This is a genomic window from Shigella sp. FC1967, from assembly GCF_001743005.1.
In the GTDB taxonomy this organism is placed as follows: domain Bacteria; phylum Pseudomonadota; class Gammaproteobacteria; order Enterobacterales; family Enterobacteriaceae; genus Proteus.
This window is the reverse complement of sequence record NZ_MIIZ01000932.1, coordinates 1-1,812: the sequence shown is the minus strand read 5'-3', so window position 1 is coordinate 1,812 and position 1,812 is coordinate 1. Positions and strand designations below refer to the sequence as shown.

General features: G+C 51.4%; 2 protein-coding genes. Both read right to left on the bottom strand.

Annotation, left to right across the window (positions count from 1 at the left end):
* Window positions 1-411, bottom strand: a 411-nt coding sequence (locus BHE89_RS16125; protein WP_171742521.1) for a DNA-binding protein, incomplete at its 3' end; no start/stop codon positions are given.
* A gap of 160 nt (window positions 412-571) precedes the next feature.
* On the bottom strand, window positions 572-1,447 hold the full coding sequence (locus tag BHE89_RS16120) for a DNA replication terminus site-binding protein (protein WP_011872889.1): 876 nt from the start codon (window positions 1,445-1,447) through the stop codon (window positions 572-574).
* Window positions 1,448-1,812 lie beyond the last annotated feature (365 nt).

Sequence of the window (1,812 nt, the reverse complement as noted above, 5' to 3'; positions counted from 1 at the left end):
TTTTTTGTTGGTGAGAGCTTCAAGTTGTTCTTCCAGTAGTTCAGCCCGTTCGGTGGCATCATTTGCCATGTCCACGGCTTGCTGCATATCTTCCTGGTACTCAAGCTCTTTCTGTCGTAGCAGTTCACGCTCGCGCTCAAGCTGCTCATCGGCGCTTGCTTTGGCTACCGTATAGATCTTCTGTAGGAAGAGCTCAGCATCACTCATAACCGATTCTGGAAGGACTACCTCTACCGGCTCCTCATCGAGGGAGTGTTCCTCTGACCACTGTTTGAGATACGTTGAAATGGTGGTAAAGCTCCCCTTGCCAATGATGTCTCTGATAGCGATGACCGTTGGACGTTTACCGGCGTCCTTGAGCTTCTGGGCCGCAGCCGCTACATCGTCAAACTCAACCAATTTTCTTGCCATGAGAACGTTCCTTTTAATTTGTAATGTTTATGATAATTACGGTAATACGGTAATACGGTAATTATCATAATTATATATCATGCTGCTGTCGATTGGAATTGTTTGGGTGGTACAAAGCCCTTCCGCCTGCGGAAGAGCCTTGTTACGTGGTCACGCTGGTTCATCCAGGGAAGGATTCGATGGTGACTCCACCGAAGGTGCCAAGGATTTCCGATGCCGCTTTATCAGATCGGGTTTTGCGTTGTTCTGAGGCGTCAAAGCTACGAAGCAATTTGAGCTGAACCTCCTTGTCCTGGAGCACGATCAGAGGCATTGGCGCGGTAACGGTTTTGAGTACCCCTGCGGCCATGACGTTTGCCACCGGCTGAACCTTTACTTCCCTTCGTTCCCGGAGATAAGGCTCCGGGGTGCTGGCGATCTTCTGGATAAGCTGCTCCAGGGGAAGTTGATAGTCTGGCCCAGATCGCTCCAGCTCCTCTCTGATGCGTTGCAAAAGCTCCTCTTTTACGGGCTTCTTCAAGGAGTCCTTCCGTTGCCAGGTGAAGCGGATAGAGTCGATGTCGCCATTGGTATAGCACCGAATTTGTCTGTAAAGGTGGAGAGTCATGACGCCAGGGCAGTCCGCTCGAAGTGCTTCAAACCTTTCTTGCCTGGTGGGGTACGTCGAGATAATGAACTCCTCGATACCAGCTTTGGCCGCGTTGATGCGTTCAACCGTCGCCGCAATTTCGTCAGCTACACCAATCCTGGAAGGGGAGAACCAGAGTACCCCCACGGTGCGCCTGGCAGACTTCTGCGAATAGTCTGGGTTGATGTGAAGATCTCTGTAGCTGTGCGCTGCCAGTTCAAGAGCTTCACGGCCAGTTTGTTCAGTTACGACAATCTTGTTGACGGGCTCGTTCTCCATTCCTTTTCTGGTAGGAGGGATGGCCGCAACTTTTGCGTACCGTGGCGGTAGTCGTTTGATAAGGGAGGACAGGTTCGTTAAGTCGCGGCACATGGCCGAGAATTGTTCTGATATGAAGTTTTTAGCCATGTTGCCGCCTATGTGTGGGTTTGTTCTAACAGATCATTGGTTACATAGTAGACAGCTTTAGACCATCATGCAACGAGGGGGAGGGGCAAGAATACGCTCCGCTTCGCGTCGGCGGGTGTCCTGTTTGACCTTCGTGTGTGAGATTAGATTGAGAAAGAGAGAGAAAAAGAGAGAAAGAAGAAAAGCGCGGGGCAAGCCAGAAATGTGGCCGAGGGGGACTGCGGGGGTGGGGCTGGCACCCTCTATACCCCACTTTGCATGATGGTCTAAGTTTGTGGTGTTGGGACTATTTCTAGGGTGCCTTGGTATGTGCGATTAGGACAGATTGCGGTCCATCCACGCTGATTGACGCAGCAGCGCGATGG

Bases quoted from the DNA above. Each gene is read 5' to 3' on its own strand.
- BHE89_RS16120 (WP_011872889.1), bottom strand. From the start codon at position 1,447: ATGGCTAAAAACTTCATATCAGAACAATTCTCGGCCATGTGCCGCGAC.